Genomic DNA, 22,411 nt, shown 5'->3' with positions numbered 1-22,411 from the left:
CGTCACCCGAGCAGTCACTGAGCAGTTATTGAGCGGAGCCCGTGATGTCGCACCTGCACGTCCGTCCCGAACTGGTGGACGCTGTGACCACCCGGCTCCGGTCGGGGGGCACCGTCTGCGTGGTCCTCGGGTCGGCGGGCCTGGGCAAGTCCACCCTCGCGCACACGGTCGCCGGCCGGCTGGAGAGCGCCGGTCAGCTCGTGGTGCGGGCGCGGGCGAGCGAGTCCGAGACCGGTATCCAGTTCGCCGCCCTGCACCAGGCCCTGCGCCCGCTGCTCGGCGACGCCGCCTCGCTGGTGCACCGCCAGCGTGAGGCGCTGGAGCACGCCCTCGCGCTGTCCGGGGTGACGGCCGCGCCCGATCCCCTGACGCTGCGGGTGGCCTGCCTGACCCTGTTGTCGCTGCGGGCGGCGCGGCAGCCGGTCACGGTGGTGCTGGACGACGCGCACTGGGCCGACTCCGAGAGCCTGGGGGTGCTGGAGTTCGCGGCCCGCCGGATCGAGGGGGAGTCCTTCTCGCTGTTGTTCCTCGGCCGGTCCTCGCCGCAGCTCACCCGGCTGGAGGGCTGCGCCGGGGCGGTCGACGAGCTGCGTCCGCTGCCGGCCGACATGGCCGAACGGCTCCTGGACGCCCAGCCGGAACCGCCGAGCGGGGTGCGGCGCACCTTCGTGCTGAGCCAGTCGGCGGGCAATCCCCTGGCCCTGGTGGAACTCTCGGCGCACCACCGGCCGGAGGAGCCCGAGAGCCTCTCGACGCTGCTGCCGCTGCCGGAACGCCTGGCCCGCTCGTTCGGGCGGGCGAGCGAGGAACTGCCCGCACCGGCGCGTTTCGCCCTGCTGGTGGCCGCGGCCCTGGATGCCCCCGAGGTGGACGGCCCGGCCCTGGCCGCCGCGCTGGCCCTGGCCCCGAACAACGTTGCGGACGACGACGGTTCCGCGCTCGGCGACCTCCGGGCCGCGGTCGGGGCCGGGCTGCTGGTCGGGGAGCCGGGGCGGCTGGGCTTCCGGCACCCGACCCTGCGCTCGGTCGTCTATCAGGCGGCCACGCCCGAGAACCGGCGCGCCGCCCACGCTTTCCTGGTCACGTACCTGAGCGGGCAGCCCGAGCGGGTCCTGACCCACCTGGCCGCGGCGGCCGTCGCGCCCGACGCGGCCGCCCGCGACGCCCTGCACGCCGTGGCCGCCCACCTGGAGACGCTCGGCCGCCACGGTGCCGCGAGCACCGGTTTCGCCCTCGCGGCCGGCCTGAGCCCCGACCCCGGCGGTGACGCCGCCGACCTCCTGCTGCGGGCGGCCGGGCGGGCAGCCGCCGACTCGGACTCCGGACGGGCACTGGAGTACGCCCGACGCGCCTGTGAGCACCGTGACGACGAGACCTCACGAGCCGCCGTCGCCCTGTTCGAAGCCGAGGAACTGGCCCGCGCGGGCCGGCCCGCCCGGGCGGCGGCGCTGCTGGTCGAGACCCTGAGCCGGTGGACGCCCCGGGCGCACCCGGTGGCCGGCGACCCGGCTGTTCCGGCGGCCCTGCTCGCCGACCTCGCCGATCTGGCCACCAGCTCCCTGGCCCACCTCGGTGACGCAGCCGAAGCGGCTGCGGCGCGACATGTCTGGAACCAGGTCCGGCCGGCGACGGTCAGCCCCCGCGACACCCTGGTGGAGCTGTGGCAGGAACTGCTCGCCGATCGTCCCACCGACCCGCGTCCCCTGGAGACGCGACTGGCCCGGCTGACCGACGCCGACCCGCGCGAAGCAACCGGAACCGCCGAAACAACCCGTGCCACAGGCGTCCCCGACGCGACTGGTGCCGTTGACGCGGCGGGTGCCACGGGCGTCCTCAACACCAACGGTGCCGTGGGCGTCCCCACGGTTTCGCTGGCCGCGGTCGCCGCCCAGCTGGACCGCACCGCCCTGGCCCGCCGCCTGCTCGACACGGCCCTGGACCGGGCCCGGGTGGCCGGGGTGCCGCCGGACCGGCAGGCCCGGGTGATCGCCCTGTCGGCCTGGGCCCGCGTCGACCAGGGACGCTGGGACGAGGCCCTGGAAGCCGTCCACGCCGGTGAGGAACTCGTCGAGAAACGGCCGGACCCGATGCTTTTCGCCGCGGTGTCGTCGGCGCACGCGTACATCGCCGCGTCCCGGGCGGGCCGGCACAACGTGCGGGCCTTCGTCGCGGACACCTTCCGCTCCGTCGACCCGCAGCAGGCCCGGGTCTACGCCACCCGGGCCCGGCACGCGCTGGGTGTGGCGGCCATCGTCGCCGACGACCACCGCACGGCCTGGACGATTCTGTCGGAACTGTTCGACGGATCCCACCATCCGCGCGAATCCGCCTACGCCCTGGCCGATCTGGGGGAGGTGGCCCGCCGTATCGGCTCGGTGCCGCAGGGGCGCAGGCTCCTGGACGCCGCGCTGAGCCACCACGGCGGGCCGGTCACCCCACGCCTGAACGCCCTGGTCGAGCACGCCCGCGCGCACCTCGCGGCCGCGTCGTCGGCGGAGTCCCACTTCCGGGCGTCCCTCGACAACGGTGTCTCCGCCGCCTGGCCCTACGAGCGCGCCCGCGCCCAGCTCTCCTACGCCCGGTGGCTGCGCGGTCAGGGACGGGACGCGGACGCCCTGCCCCTGCTCGAACTGGCCATGCCCGCCTTCGGCGCCGCCGGCGCCAAGAACTGGCTGGCGATCACCCAGAACGAGATCCGTTCCGCGGGCGGTGTGGTCGCGCTCGCCGCCTACGACGCCCTGGCCACCGTCACCCCGGCCGAACGGGCCGTCGTCCTGCTCGTCGGGGAGGGCCTGAGCAACCAGGCGATCGCCGACCGGCTGTACCTGTCACCGCGTACCGTCGAATCACACCTCTACCACGCCTATCCCAAGATCGGGGTCCGGACGCGGTCGGAGCTCCAGAAGCTGCTGGCGGGTTGAGGCGGCCGATAACCGGCTACAGGCCCTGCTTCTCCAGCCAGTCCAGGCAGGCGTCCGCCACCTCGCGCCAGCCGCTGTCCACGGTCAGTGAGTGCCCACGGTCCTCGAACGCCAGCAGTTCGGTGACGGCGGAGGAGTGCCGGTACTGCCGGAAACTGGAGCGGGTGACGGCCTCGGGCACGGTGTGGTCGCGCCCGCCCATCACCAGCAGCAACGGGCCCCGGGACTCGTTGCCGGTGCGGACGGCGGCCGGTGAGTTCGGGCTGAAGTTGGCCGCGGCGGCCTCGAACAGTGGCTTGCCGGGCGCCGGGATCGTCCAGCGGGCGTACAGCTCGTCGGACTCCTCCTCGCTGATCGCGTTGCCGAAGGCGAACCGGAACTGCGACGCGGTCAGGCTGACCGCTCGGTGGCGGTTGGCCGGGTTCCGGAACACCGGCAGGGTGGCCCTCAGCGCCGAGACCGGCAGCGGCAGAACCCCTTTGATCTGGGCCGCGTCGATCCCGACGGCGGCCACGGCGTAGTCCTCGCCGAGCAGCTTCTCGGTGAGCATCCCGCCGAAGCTGTGCCCGATCAGGATCGGCCGGCGGGGCAGCCGGTCGATGACGGTCTTGAGGTGCTCGGTGACGTCGTCGATGCCGTGGCCGGCGATGGCGTCCGGGTTCAGCCGGGACGCCTCCACCGTGTCGCCGTCGCCGGGCCAGCCGGCCAGGGTGGGCGCATAGCCGCGCTCGGCGAACAGGTCGGCCCAGGGCTGCCAGGACGAGGCGTGCAGCCACAGGCCGTGAATGAACAGGACGGGGGTGGGTGTGCTCATGGGCACGAGGGTGACCCGCCACGCCGTCCCCGCGCATGCGTCAATCGACTGACCGCCCGGCCCGGCTGTGCCAGGATCGGCGGGTCGGAGCATGGGGGAGCGAGCTGGAGGTCTTCGTGGCACAGGTGGTGGACTTCACGACGGTCTCGACCGCCGGGCTCGAGTCGTCGCCGGTGGCCGGTGCCCTGGCCGGCCTGCGGGCCAACGAGGCGCGCTACTTCAGCAACAAGTACGAGCACGAGTTCGGCGTGGACGACGCCGCCGAGGTTCCCGAGATCGTCGCCTGGGTGCATGAGATCCTCAGCAGCGAGCGCGATCTCGTCATCGCCTCACGTCCGCTCCAGGCCACGGCCTTCATCGCTGCGGGCATCCAGTTCGCCTACGTGTTCTACGAGTCCGGCCTGTCGGTCAACGTGATGTACGAGCTGGCCGAGGGTGGCAAGCGGGCGGTGGGGTTCAAGCTGTCCGACGGCATGGAGGTGCCGCAGGAGCTGGCCACGACCTTCAGGTTCGCCCGGCAGAAGTCGAAGCTGGCCGGCACCATTCGTGGCTCGTACTTCGTGATCAAGGGTGAGCACCGGCCGATCTCGGAGTGAGACTCAGTGACCGGCCGTGGGTAGGGGCAGCCCGTGGCGGGCGTTGAGCACCTGCATGGCGGCGCCGGCGGCGATCACGTCGGTGCCCAGCTCGCTCAGGGTGACCTCGACGGCGAGCCAGCCGGCCCCCGGAAGCTGGGTGCGCACGGCCAGTTCCACCTCCCGGCGGTAGATCTCGCCGTTCGCCAGCAGGTCGGCCCCGGCCAGCACGACGCGGCCCAGGTCGAGGGTCTGGAGAAGATTGATGACGCCGGTGGCCAGGATCCGCGCCGCCGTCACCGGGTCGGTGGCCTGGTCGTGCACGGCCTCCAGGCAGCCGCGGCGCCCGCAGGCACACGGCGGGCCGTCGAGCTGGACCACGGTGTGCCCGAACTCCCCGGCGTTGGTGTGGGTGCCCCGGTGGGTGACGCCGTTCAGCCACAGCCCCGCGCCGAGCCCGGCCTCGACCATCACCAGCGCCGCGTCGGGGAAATCCGTTCCGTGCCGCCACGCTTCGGCGGTGATGCCGGCGGTGACGTCCTTGTCCAGCAGCACCGGCAGGCCCAGTCGTTGCCCGGCCAGCTCGGCCAGGGGGACGTCGTGCCAGTGCCGCAGCCGGTGCGCGCCCCGCACGGTGCCCCGGGCCTGGTCGAGCGGGCCGATCATGCCGATCCCGACCCCGATCAGCAGGCGCCCGGGCCCGTCGGCACCGGTGGCCGCGCCGGCGGAGGACAGGTGGTGGCGGGCCGTCATCGTGGCGACGCCGGCGGCCAGGGCGTCCAGCAGCTGGGCCGGGGTGAAGTCGTCGGGCAGGGCGGTGACGGCCGAGTCGTGGATCTGGCCGGCCAGGTCGGTCAGCACCAGCCGGACGGACCGGCGGCTGACGTGCGCGCCGATCGCCCAGCGGGCCTCCGGCACGAGCCGGTAGACCACGGCCGGCTTGCCCACCGCCGGGCGCCGTGAGCCGTCGCGCGCGATCATCCCGGCATCGAGCAGGCGGGCCAGGACCTTCGAGACCGCCTGCGGCGTCAGCCCGGTCGTCCCGGCCACCTGATTGCGCTCGATCGTGCGGCCGGCCCGGGCCAGGGCGATCACCTGGGCCTCGTGGTAATCCCGCAGAAAGTCCAGGTGCATGCCCGTGATCCTATAACGCAACACTGTTGCTAAATTGCGGTCATGACCACTCCCCGCCAGCGGCTCGCCGCTCTGCTCGCCCTCGCCCTGGGGGCCGTGGCGATCGGCCTGACCGAGTTCGTCCCCTCCGGCCTCCTGCCCGAGGTCGCCCGGGACGTGCTCGGCAGCCAGTACGCCGCCTCACCGGACGACGCGGTCGCCCACGCCGGATGGATGATCACCGCCTACGCCCTGGGCGTCGTGGTCGGCGCCCCGACGATCGCCGCCCTCTCCGCCCGGGTCCGCCGCCGCCGGCTGGTGCTCGCCCTGCTCGTGCTGTTCGTCGCCGGGACCCTGCTGTCCGCGGCCGCCTCCACCTTCGGTCTGCTGCTCGCCGCCCGGTTCCTGGCCGGGCTGCCGCACGGCGCCTACTTCGGCGCGGCCGGGCTCCTGGCGGCCTCCCTGATGGGACCGGGCAACGAGGGCCGCGGATTCGCCGTGGTGCTCAGCGGCCTGACCGCCTCCAACGTCGTCGGCGTCCCGCTGATCACCTGGCTCGGCCAGCAGGCCGGCTGGCGGGTGGCCTACCTGGTGGTGGCCGCCGTGTTCGTCCTGGCCCTGATCGCCGTCGCCCTCGCCGTGCCCGAGGCACCCTTCACCGCCGGGTCACCGGCCGCCGAACTGCGCTCGCTGCGGCACGGGCAGGTCTGGCTGGTCGCCGCCACCGCGGCCATCGGTTTCGCCGGGTTCTTCGCGATCAGCAGCTACATCGCCCCCGTCACCACCGAGCTGACCGGGCTCGGCGCCGGCACCGTCGCCTGGGTGCTCGTGGTGCTGGGACTGGGCATGACGGTCGGCAACGCGCTCGGCGGCTGGTTCGCCGACCGCGACCTGCACCGCGCGCTGCTGCTGGGCTTCACCGGCCTGATCCTGGCCGCGGCCTTCTTCGCCCTGACCGCGAGCACCCCGGCCGGGCTGTTCACCGGCGCCTTCCTGATCGGCGCGACCAGCCTCTTCCTCGGCCCGGCCCTCCAGGCCAGACTGATCGAGGTGGCCCCCGGCGCCCAGCTGATGGGGGCCGCGGTGAACCAGTCCGCGATGAACATCGCCAACAGCCTCGGCGCCGCGGTCGGCAGCGTGGCCATCGCCTCCGGGCTGGGCTACCGCTCGCCGGCCTGGATCGGCCTGGGACTGGGCGTTGTCGGCCTGGCCCTGGCCTGGGGGAGTTTCAGCGCCAGCCGGACGCCGGTGGCCTCAGCGGCTGTCGCCCGTTGACGCAGTGGCCGCGTGGCGACTCAAGGGATCGACGAGGAAACGGCTTCCGGCTGCCGCCAGCGTGTTGTGAGCTAAGACCCGGTGGTGCCGACGACGCCGAGCCAGAGGTCAGCCGTACGGTCGGAGAGGGGTACTCCGGGTCCCCCCTCTCACCGGTACCCACACTCGCGAGGACCTCGGCCCGGCAAGAGCCTCGGCCGGCCGGGACTGTCCGCCGGCCGCGGCAGATGGTTGCCTGGACCCGCGGCGACGACCGCTGCGACGCCCGCATCGACGCCTGGCATCCGCCGGGATGCCTGAGACCCCACGCACCTGGAAACGAGAAGCACGCCATGACAACCGCGAAGGCCGCCAGCACCTCCCCGACCCGGGGCGGCCGCTCATGAGCCGGGCCCTGACCCTGCTGTTCGCGGTCGCCGGAGGGGTCGCGGTCGGCAACCTCTACTGGGCACAACCCCTGCTCGACTTCATCGCCGCCGACCTGAACGTCTCCTCCGGCATGGCGGGCTGGCTGGTCACCCTGACCCAGATCGGTTACGCCGTCGGCGTCCTGCTGATCGTCCCGCTGGGCGACGTGCTGGACCGGCGCCGGCTGGTCCCGACCATGCTCGGCCTCAGCGCGGTGGCCCTGCTGGCCTGCGCCGTGGCCCCCTCGGTGGGATTCCTGATGGTGGCCCTGTGCGCCGTCGGCCTGAGCACCGTGGCCGGGCAGATCCTCGCCCCGCTCGCCGGTGACCTGGCCTCGGACGCCGAGCGCGGGCGGGTCGTGGGCACGGTGGCCTCGGGCATGCTGACGGGAATCCTGATCTCCCGCACCGTCAGCGGGCTGATCGCCGACATCGCCGGCTGGCGCGCCATTTTCGTCGTCGCGGCCGCGGCGTCCGTGCTCCTGGCACTGCTGCTGCGCCGGGCGCTGCCCGTGCTGCCGGCCCGTGAGCCGGTGCCCTACGGGCAGTTGCTCGGCACGGTCGCCCGGATCGTACTGCGGGAGCGGGCGGTGCGCTGGTCGCTGGTCATGGGCATGATCGGGTTCGCCGTGTTCACCATGTTCTGGACCTCCCTGACCTTCCTGCTCAGCGCACCCCCGTTCTCCTACCCGGTGTCGGTCATCGGCCTGTTCGGGCTCGCCGGCCTGGCCGGTGCCGTCGCCGCGCAACGGGCCGGTGCCCTGCACGACCGCGGCTGGTCGCTACCGGCGGCCGGCGTCGCCTGGGCCCTGGCCCTGGTGGCGCTCGTGGTGGCCGGGACCGCCAGCACCTCCCTGATCGCGATCATCGTGGCGACGTTCCTGCTCGACGCCGCCGTCCAGACGATGAACATCCTCAACCAGACCCGGATCTTCGCCGTCTCCGGTCAGGCCCGCAGCCGCCTGAACACAGCCTTCGTCACGAGCAACTTCATCGGTGGGGCCGTCGGCTCGGCCACGGCCGCCCTGCTGTGGTCCCACGGAGGCTGGGACGCCGTCATCACCGCCGCGGCGGCACTGGTGATCGCCGGTGGTCTGGTCTGGGCGCTGGGGTGCCGCGGCGCCCTCGTCGTCCCCACCCGGACCGCACCGGCTGACCCGGGAACAGGCCGCTGAAAACACCCGGCCGCTCTCAGTTTCCGGCCCCCTCGTGCGTGGGCCCGCCGTCAGATCGAGGGACGCCGGTGCCCGGCTCCCAGACGCTGAGCCGCTTCAGGGCGTCGTACTCCGGTCCAGCCGGATCGGGTGTGTACGCCATCACCTCCAGGCCCTCGCCGGCCACCAGCAGCTTTTCGTAGGGCATGGTCAGCGGCCCGACGACCGGATGGTTCAGCGTCTTGATCCCGTTCGAGCGCCGGCGCACGTCGTGCTCCGCCCACAGCGCCCTGAATTCCGCGCTCTCCCGCGAGAACTCGTCGATCAGCGAGATCAGGGCCCGGTCGTGCGGGTCGCGGCCCAGTTCCCGGCGCAGGTCCGCCACAGCGTCGCCGAGCAGGCCGGCCCGCTCGGGCCAGAACCGTTCGGCGGCCGCCCCGGCCAGGAACGCGAACCGTGGCGCGTTCGCCGGACCCGCTGCCCCACCGTGGAACTCGAAGATCGGCGCATACAGCAACCGGCCCAGGCGATTGGCCCCCACGATGTCCAGGCGCCGGTTGAAGACGAACACCGGGAAGTCGGCGATCGCGTCGATGAGCAACTGCACCGGCGCTCGCACACCGGCCGGCATCACCGACGCGCTCGCGGCGGCCGCCGGGGCGCCGGAACCGCCCGACAGCGCGTCGAGCAGATGCTCGAAGTGGTCACGTTCGACCTGGTCCAGCCGCAGGACGTCGGCGACCGCACGACGCACGCCGGCGGAGACACCGGCGGCGTTGCCGCGCTCCAGGCGCACGTAGTACTCCGCGCTGATCCCCGCCAGCATGGCCACTTCCTCCCGCCGCAGGCCGTTCACCCGCCGGGTGGTGCCGAAGGTCGCCAGCCCGGCCTGCTCCGGCGTGACCCGGGCGCGCCGGGAGATCAGGAAGTCCCGCAGGGCCGCCCGGGCCACCGTCGTCTTGCTCATGACCTCATCGTCGCACCGGAGGGCCGGCGACCGTGCCGAACAGCAGGCGCAGAGCAGGCTTTCTGGCAGTTTGTCGGCAGCGGAATCGTCAACAGGCCGGAGAATCCCGAACCGCCGGCGCCGGAAGCATCTCAGCGTCCCCGTCGCGGCCCCGGCGAGCAGTCGCCTTGACCTGCACAGTGGGTGACCGGTGATCTGTGAGTCGTTTCACTTCGGGCATGGCGATCTTGTGCGCTCCGGCGCAGAGACATAGCTTTCTCACAGGTTCGGGGTGATGTGTACAGAATGTCCCCCTTCTCTGGGGGATGTCATGCGTGCTGCTGCCCTGCGAAAACTTCTGCCCGTGGCCGGGCTTCTGGTTGCGACCGGCCTGCTGGCGGCGCCTGCGGCGACGGCGCAGCCGTTGGTGACCCGGGTCGTCGCCTCCTCTCTCGATCTCCCGCAGGTCACCAGTCACCTGTACTCGGAGTCCGAGGCGCTCGGCGGCGTCGGGCGGCCGGGCGATTTCACCTTCTCCCCGGGCGGGGCTGCCGACGAGGTCGTGCAGTACAGCTATTCGCTCAACGGGGGCCGGGTATTCACCGTAGCGGCGGATTCCACCGGCACGGCGACTGTTTCGATCACACCCGACACGTCCTCATTCAACGAGCTGGCGGTGGAGGCGTTCGACGGGGCCGGTCACCGTTCCGGAAAGTCATACTTCACGTTCTTGGTCGCCCGGGAAACCGGTAGCTGGTACTGGTCCCTGGACGAGGGAACCGGAGACACGGCCTCTTCCCGGCCGGTCGACAACCGTCCGGCTTTGATCAGCGGTTCCGGGGTGACCTGGTCACCGGAGGGCCGATCAGGAGGGTCCGCGAACTTCACCGGTGCCGGCGAATTCGTCACCGGCAGCACTGTTCTCAGGACCACGAGCCCGGCGGGCTTCAGCGTCGCGGCCTGGGTGCGGCTACCTGCGCTGCCGGACGGCGAGCGTACGGCGATCTCCCAGGACGGCGAGAACCGCTCGATGTTCAGCCTGGGCTACCGCGACGACCTGAACGTGGACGGCTCGGACGACGGATCGGCCGATCCCGCCTGGTGTTTCACGCTCGCCGAGACCGACTCGGCGGCAGCCGCCGAGACAAGGGTCTGCACCACGGACGACGTGACGCCCGGCGAATGGACGAGCCTGACGGGCGTCGTCAATCCCGTGACCGGCAAGATTCGTCTCTATGTGAACGGGACGCCCGGCATCGGTGGCTCCCTGACCGAGACGGCCGGCGTCGCACAGTGGGATGCCACCGGCGTCTTCGCCATCGGACGGGGCCTGGACGACGGCCCGGCCGGACGCTGGATCGGCGGCATCGACGAGGTGCGCGCGGCCCCCAGGGTCTGGAACGACGTGGAGATCAACACGTACGGGGCTCCCGTGACCGAGTGGCCCGAGGAGTGATGCCTCTGGTGGTCAGGGCACCTCGGCCGAATGTGTCTGCGCCAGACCGATCGCCACGAAGACCGCCCCGACCACGAAGGCGGTCAGCAACGTCGTCAGCGTGTGTCGCACCGAGGTCAGGCGAGCCTTGTCCGCGCGGCCGGGCAGATACGTGACCGGCACCTGGTCACCGACCTCATACATCGCGGGGCCGCTGGCCAGGTGACTCGTGAATCGCCGCGGCTGCCCGCGATCGTCCACGAACTCGACCACTGGCGCGAACGTCAGCCCGGACCCTCCCTTGAATCTCCGCTCCAGATCAACCACGGTGCCCGTGCACCGCACACCCGAGTGGTGCAGGCTCCAGAGCATGCGGATCTCCCAGACCCCGATGCCGATCGGCAGCAGGCCGAGGGAAACCAGCACGATCGCTTCTATGGGCCACACGGGCCAAGACTGCCACCTCGTCGCCCCTATCGGTGACGAAAAATCCATGTGAGCCAGGAGACGTGACGGTCGGAGGATCTCTTGCGAATGGGCGCTCGTAAGATGTTGTTACGCGGGCAGTCCGGTAGATTGGTCCAGGGGCGGTCTTCTGACCTGTAGGTATACGAGTTCGCCGGACTCGGCGATCCCGAACTGGGCCTCCCGCGAACCCATGAGCCGAACCGGTGTCGCGCGTGAGAAGAGCAGGCAGATCCAGGCGCCCTGTAAGGACCATGAGAGCGGCGGAGAGACGGAAACATCACGCTTCAGCGGTTCGCTGTAATCCGGCGTGATCTTCCATGGCCAGAGACCTCGGTCCAGGACGACGGTCTACCAAAATTCGGACTTTTCGCTGGCCGGAACGTCCTACGGTACCTCGGGCGGCGCTACAATCACCGCCAGTTCCAGCAGCGCGCAGGTGTCCTCGCGGACGGTCATTTCCATGTAGCCGCCGTTCGCGCCACTGACAAGGAGATTCAGGACGCCTGAGCCCCTTGTGCTCCAGGTCGCGGTCAGAGGAATCCATAGATCAGCCCGAATTTCCGGACGCGCACAAGAGATTCGGCCAAGAACGCTGATCAATTTACCCACCTGACCACCCGTGCGCGAACAAGAACGGTCAGTATACGCGCTTGGCAATCGCCTTGTCAGATAGGCTGTCTTTGAAATAGGAATAGAATCATGCGTCGCGATAGATCGATCACTTGGTGCTGTATGGAATCCGGCCTGGGAAGCGGAAGTATGTGGGTGAGCTCCAATGTCTTCAGTTTCATGTGATGGCAGTGAAATTAAACGCTCGTATTGGTCGCGTGTCAGAGCGGCGCGCACTGGATTGTTTGCTGACCTGGATGTTGCGAACGAGTATGGATCAGGTTCGGGGCCGGTGTACGTCTTCTCGCGAACGGTGAGGGCTGGTGGAGCCATTCGTACGTCTGCTGTAGGCATTCAGATGGACTCGGAGTCTGTTTTCCCACGATCTTTGGCAGCGAGTGGGGTGGGGCGTACTGGGCTGGCTGCGGTTCAGGCCGCGCTCGGTCTCGTTCCTTGCGAGATCTGGGCCATTGCATTTTCCGGGAGTCAGGATCGAATTGATTTGTATATCGCCTTGCATGCAATTCACGAGTGGAGGAAGATGTCGATGACTTGGTTTTCGAGATTGAAGCGCTGCAAAGTAAGCTTATTCTCGTAAAGGTGCATATATTTATTGGGAAACCCGGCTCTCTATGGGCGGGATCGAACCGCCGACACGCCTTCTTGGCGAAGAACGGCTGACGTGGAAGGCTTCCGGGCCGGGATCTGTCGCCTCATGTGAGACAGGAACGAAGGTAGACGTTCACGTGGTCGCGTGTCGTTGTCGGGGGTGGACATTTGAGGATGTTTAGACTCCGGTCATGTCTGAGCCCGAGCCCCGACGCCTCCCCCCGGGTGCCGGGCGCGCACTCGCACTGCTGGGCATCGTGCTTGTCGCCTTCACCCTGCGCCAGGCGGTGGCGGCCATGTCGCCGATCCTGGGCGAGATCCGCGCCGACATCCCGATATCCAGCATCGACGTGGGGCTGATCGGCACGCTGCCGCCGATCCTGCTGGCGGTGTCCGGGTTCGTCGCGCCCCGCGTGGCCCGCGGCATTGGCCTCGACGGTGGCATCGTGCTCGCCCTGCTGCTCATGACCCTCGGTCATCTCGCGCGCGCGTTCGCCCCCGACTTCGCGGTGCTCCTGGCCGGCAGCGTCGTCGCGCTGGCCGGCACGGGTATCGGCAACGTGCTGCTGCCGCCCGTCGTGCGGCGTTATTTTCCCGGGCGGGTGGCGCTGCTGACCGCCGTCTACGTCAGCGTCGTCGGCGTGAGCACGGCCGTGCCCGCCGCCCTCGCCGCGCCGCTGGCCGAGCGGGCCGGCTGGCGGTTCTCGCTCGGCATCTGGTCGCTGACCTCGCTGGTCGCGCTCGTTCCGTGGCTCGTCATCCTCGCCCGGGAACGTCACCGAGAACTCAGGGACGCCGCTGCCGTCGAGTCCCCGGTCACGGTCCCCGTCGCGCGGTTGTGGCGCTCCCGGGCGGCGCTGTCGATCACCGTCGTCTTCTCGACCAGCACCGTCCTCACCTACGCGGCCTTCGCCTGGCTGCCCGAGATCCTCGGCGACATCGCCGGTTCCACGCCGGCCGAGGCCGGCGTGCTGCTCGCGGTCACCGGGCTGATCAGCCTCCCCGGCGCGCTGGTGGCGCCCCTGCTCGTCGCGCGGGTGCCCAACCCGGGCTGGCTGATCGCCTGCGGCGTCGCGAGTTTCGTGCTCGGCTACCTCGGCCTGCTGCTCGCCCCCGCGACCGCCACCCTGCTGTGGGTGCTGCTCATCGGCTCGGGATCGATCCTGTTCCCGGTCAGCCTCGTGCTCATCAACGTCCGCACCCGTACCCCTGGCGGCACCGTGGCGCTGAGCGGATTCGCCCAGGGCGTCGCGTACGCGCTCGGCGCGCTCGGCCCGCTGGTGGTCGGGCTGCTGCACGACGTCAACGGCGGATGGACGCTGCCGCTGCTGTTCCTGCTCGCCGTCGCGCTGGTGGCGGCCGTCCCGGCGATCACGCTGGCCAGGCCCACGTTCGTGGAGGACGAGCTCGCCCTGCCGGCGCCGGCGGGGCGCGAGCACGTCGGGCGACCCTGAAACCACCACCCGGGCGTGGCCGATCGCGGCGAAACGCAGGTCCAGGGCCATCAGCAGCTCGTGGCCGCCGCCCCGGGCGAAGCGGGCGATCTTGCCGATGGTGATCTGCGGAGGCGCCCGCAGTTTCTCGTGCAGCGCCTGCATCGGATCGGCGAACTCAGCGAGCGCACCGGCCGGGAGCGGCGGGCCGGGACGTGAGGCGTCAGGCCCGGGCCGCAACCGGGTGGTGCCCGGTAGCGGCTCGTCGTCGGGCGCCGGTGTGCGGTACGTCGGGGCGAGTGGGCCCACCGGAGCGCCGAACACGGTGCGACGCAGCAGGTTCTGGACTCGATGGCGCTCTGCGTGCAGGCCGTCGTAGCTTCCAGGACGTGGGAGGTGGCGATGATGGTTTGTTCGACGGAACCGGTGGAACGAGGTTTCATGAGCCATCTCCGTCGAGCGCCGGCATCAGCTCAGAGCGGCGGAAGACAGAAGATCCTCGCCGGTGAGTGAACTATTCGGCGCCGGGCTGCGTGGGAGTAGGCAGGCTGGGCGGCTCAGGGGCCTGACAGACCGCCCGGTCCGAGCAGTCCGAGAGTGACTTATTCGTCAAGGAGAAGCACCGCGTGATCACGGATGATTTCACTGATGTCCGAGCCAAGTTCTTTCCGGGTGGCATGACTGGCCTGGGGCTCAGAGTTCAGTCCTGTGAGGACGCCGAGGAGTATGCCCGGGCCATTGCGGCGAGCGTGGAGACGATCTTTCCGCACGAGCCTGGGCTGCCCGTCCCGATCGCGCGTCAGCCGGCCGTGGCCCGGCTGAAAAGCATTTACCGGCGCATGCATCAGGAACGATTCCTGCTGCTGGACGAACATGACTGTGTGCAGGGCTTTCTCAGTGGCCAGCAGGAAGACCCGATCACCTTCAACATCGGGCGCGTCGGCATGATGCCGGATTACCGGAAGCGCGGGGCCGCGAGCTTCTACCGGCTCTTCATCGAGTACCTGCGTGAACTCGGTTACGAACGGATCACCTCACATCATCACCCGCACAACACTGAGCCGATCATCATTCAGCTGAAGTTGGGGTTCTTCATCGAAGGGATGCAGCTCGACGAGAGCCTGGGGCCACGGGTGAAGCTCGTTCTTCAGCTGCATGAGGACCGCCGGCAGCAGGCGATCGAGCGCTTCCGGCTCAGTTGACTCCGGCGTACCGCGGTGGGCCGGAGCGCGGCGAAGCAGCACCTGCGGTAGCGGTGACATCGCCGGCACGGACCGGCTGGCCGGAGCGCCCCCACAGATCCAATCTGCTGAAGCAGTCCGAGGTCCAGGTGTTGCTGGCCATCAGGGTGGTCTCGCAGCTCGGGACCAGTATCCACTTCGTGGCCCAGGCATGGTTCATCTACCAGCTCACGCGCAGTGGCACGATTCTCGGTCTCACCTCGGTCATGTCGCTGCTCGGGCCGGTGTTGCTGGGCGGCATCGGCGGGCATCCCACCGACCGGTTCAGCGCCCGCCGTGTGCTGCTCTGCACCCAGGCCGCCCTTGGCGCTATCGCCGGGGTCGAGGGCGTACTCGTCCACCTGAACGCGATCGGCGCAGCCGGTCTGGTCGTGTGCACAGGGGCTCTCAGCGTCGTAGCGACGTTCGCGGTGCCCGCTTGGCAGGTTCTCCTGGCCGAGATGAGCGGGAAGGACGAGCTGGCCCGCTTGACCGCGCTGAACACATCGGCCATGGACGTCGGGCTGGTGGCGGGTTCGGCACTGGCTGCACCGGTGATCGCCGTCATGGGCGTCGGTGGCGCATTTGTGCTCAACGCGGGCTCCTACGCCCTCGTTGTGGGCGTGCTGTCACGACCTGGCCACCAACACAGGCCTGAGCCCCAGACTTTGCCTGCACCCGCCACGACTTCACGCAGCGGCCTGACCACCGTACTGCGCAAGCGCGGCGTGCCGAGCATGATGACATTGGCCATGGCCCTCAGTGGGGCTGGGGCGAGCCTGCCACCGCTGCTGCTGATCGTGACCGCCGACGCCGGAACGGCGGGCCGCTACGGCCTGTACCTCGCCCTGCTGTCGGTAGGCTCGATCGCCGGAACGGCTCTCACCTGGCGCGCCCGCCTCAGCAGGTATGCCGTCTTCAGTTACTCAGCGGCGTTCGGCCTGCTCCTCACCGGGCTCGGCCTTGTCTCCAGCACATGGCTGACCGGCGCTCTTCTGCTCCCGATCGGCGCACTCGCGCTGATGCTGCGAGCAAGCATCACCACCTTCGTGCAACTACAGACACCCGCCGGGCTCCGCGGGCGGGTGATGTCGGCCCTGCAGGCGGCCCTGGCCGCATCCCAGATCATCACGACCGTCAGTCTCACTTCACTCTCAGACGCAGCGGGAGCAGCAATCGCTATCACCGTGTCCGGGACCGGTGTACTTCTGTGCACCTGCGCCCTGATCGTCATCACCGTCCGCCGGACACCAGGCACCGGATCGAACTCGTGAGCTGGAACTCACGTACGCCTGATCTGCTGGAACCGGTGGTATTCACCGGCCCGGGCGGGCCCTTCCTGCCCGAGGCTGCCAGCATCCGGCCTGACCCGACCACCGGGCGTGGCGGTATCACTCCCAGACTGCTGGCCCTCGTCGCTCAGCTCCAGACGCACGGCTGGCGCCTGTCGTGCTGGGATCCCCACCAGCAGAATCCGCACAGCGACCATCCCCGGGGCCGAGCCTGCGACGTCTTTCCCGGCACCGTCGGCGTCCTTCCCAGCCGCGCCGAAAAGGCCCGCACAGACAACCTGGTCGCCGGTCTGCAAGCCAGCGCCGGGCAGACCGGTATCCACTACCTCATCTGGTACGGCCGGATCTGGAACGTCTCCCGTGCCGACGAAGGCTGGCGCCCCTACAACGGGGGCGGCATTTATGACCCAGCCTCGATCACCGGAGGGCACTACGACCATATTCACATCAGCGTCTACTGAGGCTTCCCGATCTCCTCGGCATGCGCCGCGCCGAGCGGGAACGCATCGACCGGCAGATCAGGTCGCTCATCGAAAGTCGTTCCCTGCTGGACGATGTCGGCCACGTCGCCACCACGTCGGGGGCGTGCACGAACTAGCAGACCGGCCCGTTCCGGCCTGCTGCGCCACAGGTGTGCGCTGGCGGGGATGTCGAGGTGGGACCCGGCCAGGTTCTGATGCTTCGGACCGGAACGGCTGTGGTGAGCTGTTGGTGGGCCCGCGGCGGACGACGGCCAGGACGTGACAGCGCGCACGGCTGGCTGCCTCCACGATCGTGGGCAGGCTGATCCGGCCTGATGAGAGCAGTCCGTCGCTTGATCGTTTCTGCAAACTCAGGGCTCCGGTCGGCGCCGGAGCCCTGAGCTCTCTTGCAGTAGCCGGATCAACCGAAGAAGTGGCTCCGGATGTGAGCCGCGACCTCGGCCGGTGTCTCTCCGCCGGTGTCGACCTCCAGGTCGTAGGCGATGCCCTGGTGCACTGCGTCCGCCTGCTTGGCCGCCATCCCGGTGACCCGATCGCCACGAGTGTGTTCCCGTTCGGCTGCGATGGCTGGGTCGCAGCGCACTCCCACCCAGCCCACCGCAGACCGGCCAGGGCCGCCTGCCAGCGGTGCTGCCCGCCGGGACCGCTGACGAAATTGTCTTCGATCAGGATCTGTGCGCCTGCCTCGGCCATACGGGCGACACCAGCCATCCACCAGTCCTCGACCTGCTGAAAACCGTTGCCCACCAAAACTTCTCCGTCAGGGGCGAAGGTCAGGGCGCTGCCGGTGAAGAAGGATGCAGGCAGCGCCTCGATCAGGGTGTCCACGCCGAGGCGCAGCCAGACTCCGTCCATCACCTCTTGCAGTTCCCTGGCCACCGATGTCTTTCCAGAGCTCGATCCACCGTTGAGGACGAGGATCTGCGGGCCGGTTCTCCCGTCGGCCGGCACTCTTCAGAGCACCACTTTCGGTCGCGGAGCTTCCCAATGAGGGCAGATGAGTTCGTCGTTCACATAGGTAGTCTGGACCAGGCCGGTATTGCTGATCCACCGGTCGTGGACGTTGCGCGTAATGTTGACACACAGGCAGGTCAGCGCGAGTTGAAGAAGGGTTCCGTGGCTGACGACCAGAATCCGCTCGCCGGGCCGAACCTTCGCGGTGGACCGGACGAAGTCCTGGAACCGGTCCACCGCCTCTTGCCCGCTCTCGGACCGTTCCGCCGGCCGGTGTTCCAGATCTTCCTGATCAAGCCATCGGGACCAAGCACTCCACAGCTGCTGCCGGGCGACGTGATCGGTGCGCCCTTCCAGCACCCCCACCTCGAACTCACACAACCGGTCGTCGGTGTGGACAGCCAGCTCAGAGGTTCGCCCGGGGAGCTCGTCCCGTACATGTTCAGCGGTTTTCCGGGCTCGCTCGAGAGGGCTGGAGAAGACCGCGGACAGCTGGCCCAGCGCACTCTTGGTGCCCGCCTGCCGAGCTTCCAGGGCACCGTCTGCGCTGAGACCCGAGCCGGGCCGTGCCGAGGTCACCGTTCCGAGCAGGTTGCTCCGGGACTCGGCATGCCTCATGAAGACGAATTCAGTTCCGTGCATCGGGCTCCTCCTCGATGAGGCGGTAGGAGACCTTCACCTGTTCGGATAGCCGCAGTGCTGCCGCCTCGACCACGTCGGCGTCACCGTCCGGCGCGGCGAGCACGAAGGCTGCTGCCGCATCCACGTTGACGCCCTGCCGACCCAGGACCCGGCCGGCGTCGAACAGTTCTGCCTCGACCACGAAGTCGTCGGCTTGCGGCGAGAATACAATGCTGTCGACCACGCAGGCCGCGTCCTCGGTCCGCGGGACGAGCAGCCATCCCGAAGATCCGGCAGCACGGTCGCACGCGAGCACCGGCCCGGTGAGGCGACTGGGCTCGTCGCACTGCGCAAGGAACGCCTCGGCGGTCAGATCGACGTCGAAGACCCGGCGCAGGTGGGGCTGGATGTTGCCAGAAACCGGTGTTCACCTCGTAGCCCGCCAGCAGCTGACGGTGCCGCGGCTCCAGGGCCGCGAACGCCCCGGCCAGCGCCCGGTGCAGGGCCCGGGCCTCCGGGTCGCCCAGCACCCGGGCGCGCGCCGCCCTGATCACCGGGTCGCTCAGGTGCGTACCGGCCTGGATCAGCATCTCGCTCGCCAGACCGGTCAGCAGCGCGGGGTCCATGATCACAGAGCCTAGGCAAACCGGGCGCCAGGGTCAGCCGATCAGCCCCGCCGCACGGCGTCCCGGCTCCTCTCGTGCAGCCGCCGCCCGTAGACCCGCCAGACCAGGCGCACCGGAGCCGGCACCTCCGCCAGCATCCGCCGCCGCTCGGCCTCGGGCGCCTCCTCCAGCATCCCGCCGAACATCACCAGCGACCTCCTCATCCCCAGGGCCTTGCCCGAGTCCTGCCGGGCCCGTTCCATCACCGCATCCCACTCCCGCACCGTGATGTTGCCGGGAACCAGCGGCAGCAGGTCGTTCTCCTCGTCGCTCAGGTGCTCGTCCAGCACCGCCGAGGCCTGCGCCAGCACATCGGCCAGCTCGTCGCGCACCCCGGCACCGGCCTCGGCCCGCCAGCGGGTGTTCAGCTCCTCCAGCCGCGCCAGCAGCCCAGCCAGGTGGGCGTGCTGCGACTCCATCCGGTGCACGGTCGCGGCGTCCGGCCCGACCCGCTCCAGCATCAGCGGCCACAGCAGGTCGTCCTCCGCCTCGTGATGGTGGTGCAGCGCCGAGGTGACCATGCCCAGATGGTCGCCGACCAGCCGGGCGCGGGCCCGGTCCCCGGCCGGCGCGGCCCGGATGATCGCCGGCAGCACGGCGAACTCGCGGCGGTAGAAGCGGTGCGCCATCGTCATTTCCCAGGTGTCGACCGTCGCGGTCGTTGTCGTCATGGCGACAACCTGCCCGGATGGCCTTGCAGACTTCTTGCAACCTATGCTCCCTGTCGTGCTGATCTGCCGGGTGCTGGGACCGCTCCAGGTGACGGCCGGATCCACCACTGTCGACGTCGGCGGCCCGCAACCGCGCCGCCTGGTGCAGGCCCTGGCCCTGGCCCGTGGCGCCCCGGTGCCGGAAGACCGCCTGGCCCAGGCGATCTGGGGTGACTCACCACCCGCCGGCCCGGCCGCCTCGATCCAGGCCTACGTCTCCCGGCTGCGCCGGGTGCTGCCCGCCGCCACCCTCACCCGCGGCCCGGGCGGCTACGCCCTGGCCACCCGCTGCGACGCCGCCGACTTCGAGGCCCTGCTCGACCAGGCCCGCACCGCCGCCCGCCCCGCCGAGGCCGTCGGCCTGTACGGGCAGGCCCTCGCGCTGTGGCGCGGGCGCCCCTACCCCGACCTGGATGCCTACGCCGAGGCCGGGCGCGCCCACCTGAACGGCCTGCGCGCCACCGCCGTCGAAGACCGCGCCGCCGCCCTGCTCGCCGTCGGCGACGCCCCCGCCGCCGTCACCGAGCTGCTACCCGCCGTGCAGGACGAGCCCTACCGCGAACGCCGCTGGGAACAACTGATACTCGGCCTCTACCGCAGCGCCCGCCAGGCCGAGGCGCTGGCCGCGCTGCGCCGGGTGCGCGGCCTGCTCGCCGACGACCTCGGCGTCGATCCGGGCCCGGGTCTCCAGAACCTCGAACGCCGCCTGCTGGCCCAGGACCCGTCCCTGCTGCTGTCCGCCACGCTGCGCCCGCCCACCCCGCGCCGTCCCCTCACCCGGTTCGTCGGCCGCCGAACCGAGAAAGACCTCCTCACAGCGGCTCTCGCGGAATCCAGACTGGTGACGCTGGTCGGCCCCGGAGGAGCCGGCAAGACCCGGCTGGCCCTGGAGTGGGCGCACGACGCCGCGCTGGCCCGCCTCGCCGACGTCCGCTCGCCCCTCGACCTCCCCTCGGCGATCGCGACCGCCCTGGGACTGGCCGAGACCCCGCCCCGTTTCACCGGGATCAGCGGGCTGCTGGTGCTCGACAACTGCGAGCACCTCACCGGCGCCGTCGCCGACCTGGCCCTCACCCTGCTCGCCGACAACCCGGACCTGCGCGTGCTGGCCACCGGCCGCGAGGCCCTCGGCGTCGACGGCGAGCGCCTGCTGCCCGTCGGCCCGATGCCGCACCCCGACGCCGTCACCCTGCTGGCCGACCGGATCGCCGCCGTCCGCCCCGGCTGGCACCCCGACCCGGTCGAGACCGACGAGATCGACCGGCTGGCAGACGCTCTCGACGGCATCCCGCTCGCCCTGGAACTGGCCGCCGCCCGCGCCCGGGTGCTCAGCCTGACCGAGCTCACCGGCCTGCTCGGTGAGCACTTCCCGGCCCTGGGCCGGGTTCCGCGCGGCGCCCTCACCCCGCACGCCACGCTGGAGGCCACCGTCGCCTGGAGCGTCGACCTGCTGCCCGCCCGCGACCGCGCCATGCTGCTGCGGCTGTGGCCCTTCGAGGGCGGGTTCACCCTGGAGGCCGCCGGGGCCGTCGGCTGCGACCTGGCCGGCCTGTCCTCCCTGGTCGCCCGCTCCGTGGTCACCGCCGACACCACCGACACGCCCGCCCGCTACCGCCTGCTGGAGATCATCCGCGCCTACTGCCGCGAGCACGACCCGGCCCCGGCGGACAGCCGCGCCGCGCACGCCGCCTGGGCCCGGGACCTGGTCGCCCGCACCGTGCCCGACCTGCGCGGCCGCCGCTCCGCCCGGGCCATGCGCGTGCTCACCCGCGAACTGCCCAACCTGCGGGCCGCTCTCGCCCACGCACCGGCCGAATCGCTGCGCACCACTGCGATGCTGGAATGGTTCTGGGTACGCGGCGGGCACGCCGCCGAGGGCCTGCGCCTGATCGCGCTCGCCCGCCACAGCGCCCCGCACGCCCCCGCGCTCGACCGGGCCTGGGCCCTGTCCGCCTCCGCCGGCCTGCACTGGATCGGCGGCGACCTGTCACAGGTGCGCCACGACGTGCAGGCCGCGCTCACGGTGCTGGGTGAACCCGAGGACGACGAGGGCCGGCGACTGCTCGGCCAGCTGCGATACTACGAGGCCCTGCTCTGGATCGCGCTCGGCGACCCGTCACGTGGGGCCGAAAGTGCCCGGTTGTCCGTGGAACTGGCCGCCGCCACCGGTGAGTCCTGGTTCGGGGCGTTGCCGCAGGTGGTGCTCGGCGCCGCACGGGTCGCGCAGGGCGACGTGGAGCAGGGGCGCCGGATTCTGCGCGACGCCGTCGGGCAGGCCCGCGAGCACGGGTACGGCTGGAGCGGCGGCTTCGCCAGTCTGCTACTGGCCCGATCGTTCCTGGACGACGACCCCGCCGCGGCGTTCGCCCCCCTGCGCGAGGCCGCGGCCTGGTTCCGCGAGGAGGACGACACCGGGCAGGTGCTGTCCACCCTCGTGCACGGGGCCCTGGCCCTGTTCCGGGTCGGAAAACCGCTCGCCGCAGCCACTCTGCACGCCGCCGCCTACGCCGAGGCCGGGCGCCGCGGGATCCGGCTGGACAACGCCGACCCGCCCACCGTGACCGCGCTGCGGGCCGAGGTGGAGGCGCTCGATCCGGAGGTGCGGGACAGGGCGGTGCAGGCGGCGGTGCGGATACCGGTGGACGAATTGCCGCAGATGCTGACACGGACGTGATGGAACGCCGCGCGCACCCGGTGATGACTACGCT

General features: G+C 70.7%; 18 protein-coding genes and 1 pseudogene. 11 read left to right on the top strand and 8 right to left on the bottom strand.

The features are described from left to right. Positions 1–44 precede the first annotated feature (44 nt). Positions 45–2,921: a helix-turn-helix transcriptional regulator gene (locus KIH74_RS06740; protein ID WP_214154909.1), complete on the top strand. Its 2,877-nt coding sequence runs from the start codon at positions 45–47 to the stop codon at positions 2,919–2,921. A gap of 16 nt (positions 2,922–2,937) precedes the next feature. Here KIH74_RS06740 and KIH74_RS06735 read toward each other — a convergent pair whose 3' ends face one another. Then, positions 2,938–3,735 (bottom strand): alpha/beta hydrolase, encoded by a 798-nt coding sequence (locus tag KIH74_RS06735; RefSeq protein WP_214154908.1) that lies wholly within the window; start codon positions 3,733–3,735, stop codon positions 2,938–2,940. 116 nt (positions 3,736–3,851) lie between these two features. On the opposite strand from KIH74_RS06735, the gene KIH74_RS06730 reads away from it, so the two are divergent. Beyond that, the gene (locus tag KIH74_RS06730) at positions 3,852–4,331 is read left to right on the top strand and encodes a DUF8821 family protein (protein WP_214154907.1); all 480 of its coding nucleotides are present in this window, start codon (positions 3,852–3,854) and stop codon (positions 4,329–4,331) included. 3 nt (positions 4,332–4,334) lie between these two features. On the opposite strand, the gene KIH74_RS06725 is transcribed toward KIH74_RS06730, so the two are convergent. Further along, the gene (locus KIH74_RS06725; RefSeq protein WP_214154906.1) at positions 4,335–5,444 is read right to left on the bottom strand and encodes an ROK family transcriptional regulator; all 1,110 of its coding nucleotides are present in this window, start codon (positions 5,442–5,444) and stop codon (positions 4,335–4,337) included. A 42-nt stretch (positions 5,445–5,486) separates the two neighbouring features. Between KIH74_RS06725 and KIH74_RS06720 the strand changes: the two genes are divergently transcribed. Both KIH74_RS06720 and KIH74_RS06715 read left to right on the top strand, forming a co-directional pair. Next, on the top strand, positions 5,487–6,698 hold the full coding sequence (locus KIH74_RS06720) for an MFS transporter (protein WP_214154905.1): 1,212 nt from the start codon (positions 5,487–5,489) through the stop codon (positions 6,696–6,698). A gap of 382 nt (positions 6,699–7,080) precedes the next feature. Further along, a complete protein-coding gene (locus KIH74_RS06715) occupies positions 7,081–8,280 on the top strand; it encodes an MFS transporter (protein WP_214154904.1) in 1,200 nt (399 codons plus the stop codon). Positions 8,281–8,296: 16 nt separating this feature from the next. Here the strand turns inward: KIH74_RS06715 and KIH74_RS06710 are convergent, their stop codons facing one another. Continuing rightward, positions 8,297–9,226 (bottom strand): helix-turn-helix domain-containing protein, encoded by a 930-nt coding sequence (locus KIH74_RS06710; RefSeq protein ID WP_214154903.1) that lies wholly within the window; start codon positions 9,224–9,226, stop codon positions 8,297–8,299. Positions 9,227–9,536: 310 nt separating this feature from the next. On the opposite strand from KIH74_RS06710, the gene KIH74_RS06705 reads away from it, so the two are divergent. Continuing rightward, positions 9,537–10,661, top strand: coding sequence for a LamG-like jellyroll fold domain-containing protein (locus tag KIH74_RS06705; RefSeq protein WP_214154902.1), 1,125 nt, complete (start codon positions 9,537–9,539; stop codon positions 10,659–10,661). Positions 10,662–10,673: 12 nt separating this feature from the next. Here KIH74_RS06705 and KIH74_RS06700 read toward each other — a convergent pair whose 3' ends face one another. Next, the gene (locus KIH74_RS06700) at positions 10,674–11,087 is read right to left on the bottom strand and encodes a DUF3592 domain-containing protein (RefSeq protein WP_214154901.1); all 414 of its coding nucleotides are present in this window, start codon (positions 11,085–11,087) and stop codon (positions 10,674–10,676) included. Between the two features lie 1,430 nt (positions 11,088–12,517). Here KIH74_RS06700 and KIH74_RS06695 point away from each other — a divergent pair. The 5 genes from KIH74_RS06695 (at position 12,518) to KIH74_RS06675 (ending at position 16,732) form a co-directional block, all read left to right on the top strand. Further along, complete coding sequence (locus tag KIH74_RS06695) at positions 12,518–13,780, top strand: MFS transporter (protein ID WP_214154900.1); 1,263 nt, start codon at positions 12,518–12,520, stop codon at positions 13,778–13,780. A gap of 15 nt (positions 13,781–13,795) precedes the next feature. Further along, a complete protein-coding gene (locus KIH74_RS06690; protein WP_214154899.1) occupies positions 13,796–13,978 on the top strand; it encodes a hypothetical protein in 183 nt (60 codons plus the stop codon). Between the two features lie 407 nt (positions 13,979–14,385). Next, on the top strand, positions 14,386–14,961 hold the full coding sequence (locus KIH74_RS35965) for a GNAT family N-acetyltransferase (RefSeq protein WP_214154898.1): 576 nt from the start codon (positions 14,386–14,388) through the stop codon (positions 14,959–14,961). 53 nt (positions 14,962–15,014) lie between these two features. Continuing rightward, complete coding sequence (locus tag KIH74_RS06680; RefSeq protein WP_214154897.1) at positions 15,015–16,253, top strand: MFS transporter; 1,239 nt, start codon at positions 15,015–15,017, stop codon at positions 16,251–16,253. Next, positions 16,250–16,732, top strand: a complete 483-nt coding sequence (locus tag KIH74_RS06675) for a VldE C-terminal domain-containing protein (protein ID WP_214154896.1) — start codon at positions 16,250–16,252, stop codon at positions 16,730–16,732. Before KIH74_RS06680 ends, KIH74_RS06675 begins: the two co-directional genes overlap by 4 nt. Positions 16,733–17,153: 421 nt before the next feature. On the opposite strand, the pseudogene KIH74_RS35960 reads toward KIH74_RS06675, so the two are convergent. From KIH74_RS35960 to KIH74_RS06655, 4 genes and pseudogenes are all read right to left on the bottom strand, one after another. Beyond that, positions 17,154–17,674, bottom strand: a pseudogene (locus KIH74_RS35960) (chloramphenicol phosphotransferase CPT family protein). A 33-nt stretch (positions 17,675–17,707) separates the two neighbouring features. Continuing rightward, complete coding sequence (locus KIH74_RS06665; RefSeq protein WP_214154894.1) at positions 17,708–18,349, bottom strand: histidine phosphatase family protein; 642 nt, start codon at positions 18,347–18,349, stop codon at positions 17,708–17,710. Beyond that, on the bottom strand, positions 18,336–18,572 hold the full coding sequence (locus KIH74_RS06660) for a hypothetical protein (protein ID WP_214154893.1): 237 nt from the start codon (positions 18,570–18,572) through the stop codon (positions 18,336–18,338). The genes KIH74_RS06665 and KIH74_RS06660 overlap by 14 nt, the downstream gene beginning before the upstream one ends. 423 nt (positions 18,573–18,995) lie before the next feature. Continuing rightward, a complete protein-coding gene (locus KIH74_RS06655; protein ID WP_214154892.1) occupies positions 18,996–19,664 on the bottom strand; it encodes a hemerythrin domain-containing protein in 669 nt (222 codons plus the stop codon). A 55-nt stretch (positions 19,665–19,719) separates the two neighbouring features. On the opposite strand from KIH74_RS06655, the gene KIH74_RS06650 reads away from it, so the two are divergent. After that, positions 19,720–22,377, top strand: coding sequence for an ATP-binding protein (locus tag KIH74_RS06650; protein WP_214154891.1), 2,658 nt, complete (start codon positions 19,720–19,722; stop codon positions 22,375–22,377). Positions 22,378–22,411: the final 34 nt, after the last annotated feature.

Source organism: Kineosporia corallincola, assembly GCF_018499875.1.
Lineage (GTDB): Bacteria > Actinomycetota > Actinomycetes > Actinomycetales > Kineosporiaceae > Kineosporia > Kineosporia corallincola.
The sequence above is the reverse complement of the archived record's forward strand: the minus strand, read 5'-3'. Positions and strand labels throughout refer to the sequence as shown.

Coding starts and splice junctions, on each gene's coding strand:
- KIH74_RS06740 (WP_214154909.1), top strand. CDS start 45: ATGTCGCACCTGCACGTCCGTCCCGAACTGGTGGACGCTGTGACCACC.
- KIH74_RS06735 (WP_214154908.1), bottom strand. CDS start 3,735: ATGAGCACACCCACCCCCGTCCTGTTCATTCACGGCCTGTGGCTGCAC.
- KIH74_RS06725 (WP_214154906.1), bottom strand. CDS start 5,444: ATGCACCTGGACTTTCTGCGGGATTACCACGAGGCCCAGGTGATCGCC.
- KIH74_RS06720 (WP_214154905.1), top strand. CDS start 5,487: ATGACCACTCCCCGCCAGCGGCTCGCCGCTCTGCTCGCCCTCGCCCTG.
- KIH74_RS06715 (WP_214154904.1), top strand. CDS start 7,081: ATGAGCCGGGCCCTGACCCTGCTGTTCGCGGTCGCCGGAGGGGTCGCG.
- KIH74_RS06710 (WP_214154903.1), bottom strand. CDS start 9,226: ATGAGCAAGACGACGGTGGCCCGGGCGGCCCTGCGGGACTTCCTGATC.
- KIH74_RS06705 (WP_214154902.1), top strand. CDS start 9,537: ATGCGTGCTGCTGCCCTGCGAAAACTTCTGCCCGTGGCCGGGCTTCTG.
- KIH74_RS06695 (WP_214154900.1), top strand. CDS start 12,518: ATGTCTGAGCCCGAGCCCCGACGCCTCCCCCCGGGTGCCGGGCGCGCA.
- KIH74_RS06665 (WP_214154894.1), bottom strand. CDS start 18,349: ATGCACGGAACTGAATTCGTCTTCATGAGGCATGCCGAGTCCCGGAGC.
- KIH74_RS06655 (WP_214154892.1), bottom strand. CDS start 19,664: ATGACGACAACGACCGCGACGGTCGACACCTGGGAAATGACGATGGCG.